This window comes from Methylibium sp. T29 (genome assembly GCF_000576205.1).
Lineage (GTDB): Bacteria > Pseudomonadota > Gammaproteobacteria > Burkholderiales > Burkholderiaceae_C > Methylibium > Methylibium petroleiphilum.
This window is the reverse complement of record NZ_AZND01000236.1, coordinates 1-5,021: the sequence shown is the minus strand read 5'-3', so window position 1 is coordinate 5,021 and position 5,021 is coordinate 1. Positions and strand designations below refer to the sequence as shown.

Here is a 5,021-nt window from a genome sequence, read left to right as displayed (position 1 = left end):
GTTCACCATCGGCGCCGTGCTGTGGCGGGCCGGCGAGCACGCACGCCTGGACGCCGCCGCCAGCGACGGCGCGCGGCGTGCGTCCCTCGTCGCCGTGTTGCCGCTCGCGCTGATCAAGCTGTGCGTGCACCCGGCGCTGCTGTTCGCGATCGGCAGTGCGGCCATCGCGGTGGGCGCCGCGCTGACGCCTTTCAACCTGATGGTGCTGACGCTGACCGCCGCACTGCCGTCGGCCAGCGGCGTCTCGCTGCTCGCCGAGCGGCACGGTGCCGACACCGGGCGGGTGGCCCGCGTGATCATGGCGTCGACCGTGCTCGCCTTCGTCAGTTTCTCGGCGCTGGCGTGGTGGTTCGGCGTGCAGGGCGGCTGAGTTTGCGTGCGCCCTGAAGCGGTGCGCGGCCCGTGCGGCGCGCGATTTGTCGCGTTGGCGACAGCCTCGGGGGTGTGGTGGCAGGTGTTGCGTGAATGCGTCAGAAGCGCGGTTCTCGCGCCTGTTGCAGATCGTAAATGGTGGCTCCGGGCGGCGGCTTCACTAAACTTTCACGAGGCACCAACCGGTCCGCGTCTTCGATCAAGACGTTGGTTGTTCCGCCCCGCCAACCCTCCACGAAAGAGAGATTCCTGATGAAGAAACTCGCCCTCGCCGCCGCCCTGTGCGCGGCATTCACCGGCAGCGCGTTCGCCCAGAGCAGCGTCACGCTGTACGGCCGACTCAACACTTCCATCGAGTTCCAGGACAACGATGTGTCCGACGCGACCGTGATGAAGAACAACGCATCGCGTTGGGGACTTCGTGGCAACGAAGACCTCGGCGGTGGACTGAGCGCGTTCTTTCAACTCGAATCCGGCTTCGGCTCTGACGATGGCACCGGTACCGGTGGTTTCGGACGCGACGCCTATGTCGGCCTGAAGAGCACGTCTTGGGGTCAGATCAAGATGGGCAAGATTGCCCTCGGCGCTCTGTACTGCAGCACGATCGACTACATCGGCGTCTTCAACCATGACACCGGCACGACCTCGGAAGACAACATCTATTCGTTGCGTGTTGGTTTCAGCAATGCCGTCGAATACACCAGCCCGAATTTTGGTCCGGTCTCGTTCGCGGTGACGGTTGCTGCCGGTGAAGGCACTGGCCCGAAGACTTATGAAGGCGTTGTGAACTACGACGTCGATGGCCTGCACATCGGCGCTGGCTACAGCAAGAGCGAAGATACGTTCGGCAACGACACGATCAAGGGCTTCTCGGCTGGCGCGGCCTACACGATGGGTCCGTTCCTGTTGGGGCTGGCTTACGAAAATTCCGACGACGTCGTACTTGGCAAGCGCAATCAAGTGACGGGTACCGTTCAGTACACCGTCGGCGCTAGCGAGTTCCACGTGTCGGTCGGCTGGGCGGACGAGTGGGATAACTTGGCCGATTCCGATGCCATCCAGTACACGCTGGGCTACAACTACAACCTGTCCAAGCGCACCAAGGTCTATGCGTTCTATTACGCAATTGACAACAACTCGTTCCCGTACGGCGGGTCTGGCACGGCCACCCTGCCTGTGCTGGCCGACAACAAGTTCTCGTCGATTGGTCTTGGCATCCGCCATAACTTCTAAGTCTCGCGACGCACTTCGAAAAGCGGCCTCCGGGCCGCTTTTTGCATCAACAATCCGGTGACAATCGGTCACCGCCGATGTGTCGCCATCGATTCCGGAGCCCCCACGAGGATCCCGCATGAAGCTCACGACCCGCCAGTTTCTGAAGACCGCCGGCCTGTTCGGTGCCGGCCTGCTGCTCGCCGCCTGCGGCAAGAAGGAAGAGCCGGCGCCCGCCGCCGCCCCGCTTCCGCGCCCGCGCCGGTGGCTTCCGCTCCGGCGCCCGCGCCCGCCAAGGTCTACGTCGTCGGCACCGATGCCGCCTACGCCCCGTTCGAGTTCCAGAACGAGAAGGGCGAGATCGTCGGCTTCAGCATCGACCTGCTCCAGGCCGTGGCCGCCAAGGGCGGCTTCGAGGTGAAGTTCGTCAACACGCCGTGGGAAGGCATCTTCAACGCGCTGCAGCAGGGTGACCGCGACCTGCTGATCTCGTCGATCACCATCACCGACGAGCGCAAGCAGACGATGGACTTCTCCAACCCCTACTTCGACGCCTACCAGCTGATCGCGGTGAAGGGCAGCTCCAAGGTCGCCAAGTTCGACGACCTCAAGAAGCTCAAGGTCGGCGTGCAGACCGGCACCACCGGCGACGAGGTCGTGACCAAGCTGCAGGGCAAGAACAGCGCCAACGTCAAGCGCTTCGAGTCCACGCCGCTGGCGCTGAAGGAGCTCGAGGCCGGCGGCGTCGATGCCGTCGTGGCCGACAACGGCGTGGTCATCAACTACGTGACCAACAACGCGGCCGCCAACTTCAAGACCGTCAGCGACAGCGCCTTCGCGCCCGAGCAGTACGGCATCGCGGTGAAGAAGGGCAACGCCGAGCTGCTGGAGAAGGTCAACAAGGGCATCGCGGCGATCAAGGCCGACGGCAGCTATGACCAGGTCTACGCCAAGACCTTCGGTGCAGCCGCCCCCGCGGCAGCGGCCTCCAAGTAAGCGACAGCATCAGGACCGAGGATCTCCCATGGACTTTCGCTGGGAGATCCTGGCCGGCTACGGACCGCTGTTCCTGGCCGGCGTCCTGATGACGATCAAGCTGACGGTCGTCGCGATCGTCGCCGGCCTCGCGCTCGGGCTGGTGCTCGGCCTGATCAGCAGCACGCGCTATGCACCCAAGCCGAGGTCGCCGCTGGCGGCTGCACTGATCAAGCCGGCGCAGTGGCTGACCATCGCCTACGTCACCTTCTTCCGCGGCACGCCGCTGTTCGTGCAGATCCTGCTGGTGCACTTCGCGCTGATGCCGGCGCTGATCCACCCGGACAACGGCCTGCTGCTCACCGGCGAGGCCGCGCGTGAGTTCCGCCAGAACTACGGCGCCTTCTTCTCCGGCGCGCTGGCGCTCACGCTGAACGCCGGCGCCTACATCTCCGAGATCTTCCGCGCCGGCATCCAGAGCATCCACGGCGGCCAGACGCAGGCGGCCTACAGCCTGGGCCTCACGCACGTGCAGAGCATGCGCCACGTGATCCTGCCGCAGGCCGTGCGCCGCATGGTGCCGCCGCTGGTCAACGAGGCGGTCACGCTGATCAAGGATTCGTCGCTGGTGTCGGCGATCGGCCTGGCCGAGCTGGCGCTGGCCGCGCGCACCGTGGCCGGGGCCTACTCGCGCTACTGGGAACCCTACCTCGCGATCTCGGCGGTCTACCTGCTGCTCACCTGGCTGCTGTCCACGCTGGCCAAGCGGCTCGAATCGCCCGACCACCTGCGCGGGCGCTAGATCGCCAGCGGGTCCACGTCGACGGCCCAGCGCAACAGCCCCTTCTGCTCCGGCCGCTTGCGCCGCAGCGTGGCTTCCCAGGCCGTGAGAAAGCGCTGCAGCGCCGGCCGCGAGGCCGACTCCACCAGCAGCTGCGCCCGCTCCATGTCGGCCACGCGCTGCACGCTCAGCGGCACCGGCGGGTAGAGCGCCACCTGGTGCTGTGCGGCGAGTTCGCGGGCCTCGTCGCTCACCGCCCGCAGCCAGGCCTGCGCCACCGACTGCTCGCGGGCGTCGGCGCGCAGCAGCGCCAGGTGGGTGTAGGGCGGCAGGCTCGCCGACCGCCGCTCGGCCAGCTGCGCCTGCGCGAAGGCCGTGTAGTCGTGCATGCGCAGCGCCGCGTACAGCGCGTGCTGCGGGTGCCAGGTCTGCACCCACATCTCCGCGCGGTCGGCCTGCCCGGCATCGCGGCCGGCGCGGCCGGCGGCCTGCATCAGCAGCGAGAACTGGCGCTCCGGCGCACGGAAGTCGCTGCTGAACAGCGCCGCGTCGGGGTTCACCGCCGCCACCAGCGTCATGCGGCGGAAGTCGTGGCCCTTGGCGATCATCTGCGTGCCCACCAGCACGTCCACCTCGCCGGCGTGCACGCGGGCCAGCTCGGCTTCCAGCGCGCCGCTGCGCCGCGTGGTGTCGGCGTCGATGCGGCCCACGCGCGCACCGGGCAGCGCCAGCGCCAGCTGCTCCTCCAGGCGTTCGGTGCCGCGGCCGGTGGGCTGGATGTCGGCATTGCCGCAGTCCGGGCAGGCGCGCGGCACGCGCTCGGTGAGGCCGCAGTGATGGCAGCGCAGCGTGCGGTCGAGCTTGTGGAACACCCGCCACGCGCTGCAGTGCGCGCAGGCGCTCTTCCAGCCGCACTCGGTGCAATGCAGCACCGGCGCGTAGCCGCGGCGGTTCAGCAGCACCAGGCTCTGCTCGCCGCGCGCCAGCCGCTCGCGCAGCGCGCCCAGCAGCGCGGGCGACAGCGCGCTGTCGCGCAGCACCTCCTTGGGCAGCCGGCTCATGTCGACCAGCCGCACCGTGGGCAGCACGCCGCCGCCGATGCGCGCGGCCATGGTCAGGCGGGTGTAGCGGCCGGCACCGCCCTCGGTCGCCGGCAGCGCGTTGTGCCAGCTCTCCAGCGACGGCGTGGCCGAGCCCAGCAGCACCGGCACGCCCTCGATGCGGCCGCGCACCACCGCCAGGTCGCGGGCCGAGTAGCGCGCCCCCTCCTGCTGCTTGTAGGACGGGTCGTGCTCCTCGTCGACGATCACCAGCCCCAGCCGCGGCAGCGGCGCGAACACCGCCAGCCGCGTGCCGAGCACGAGGTCGGCCTCGCCCAGCAGCACCATCAGCCAGTGCTTCAGCCGACGCGCCGGCGTCAGGCCGCTGTGCAGCGACACCACCCGCCGCCCTGGGAAGCGCGCCAGGAAGCGCTCTTCGAGCTGCGGCGTGAGGTTGATCTCCGGCACCAGCACCAGCGCCTGGCGGCCGGCCTCGACCACGCGCTGCGCCTCGCGCAGGTAGATCTCGGTCTTGCCGCTGCCGGTGCTGCCGTGCAGCAGCGTCACGGGGGCATCGCCCGCGCTCGCGGCCAGCGCTTGCAGCACCTGCGCCTGCTCGGCGCTGGGGGCGGGCAGCGCGC

At 68.5% G+C, this 5,021-nt stretch carries 3 protein-coding genes and 2 pseudogenes; 4 read left to right on the top strand and 1 reads right to left on the bottom strand.

The window, feature by feature from the left end:
- The 4 genes and pseudogenes from x551_RS18365 to x551_RS18350 all read left to right on the top strand — a co-directional run.
- A pseudogene (locus x551_RS18365) lies at positions 1 to 370 on the top strand (AEC family transporter); the annotation flags it as partial.
- Between the two features lie 254 nt (positions 371 to 624).
- Complete coding sequence (locus x551_RS18360; RefSeq protein WP_036231812.1) at positions 625 to 1,605, top strand: porin; 981 nt, start codon at positions 625 to 627, stop codon at positions 1,603 to 1,605.
- A 118-nt stretch (positions 1,606 to 1,723) separates the two neighbouring features.
- Positions 1,724 to 2,580: pseudogene (locus x551_RS18355) on the top strand (basic amino acid ABC transporter substrate-binding protein).
- Positions 2,581 to 2,608: 28 nt separating this feature from the next.
- Entirely contained in the window at positions 2,609 to 3,361 is a 753-nt protein-coding gene (locus x551_RS18350; protein ID WP_036231810.1) for an amino acid ABC transporter permease, read from the top strand.
- Here x551_RS18350 and priA read toward each other — a convergent pair.
- Positions 3,358 to 5,021: primosomal protein N' (priA, locus tag x551_RS18345; RefSeq protein ID WP_036250019.1), on the bottom strand; the 1,664-nt coding region annotated here is incomplete at its 5' end. The two genes, x551_RS18350 and priA, sit on opposite strands and share 4 nt — an antisense overlap.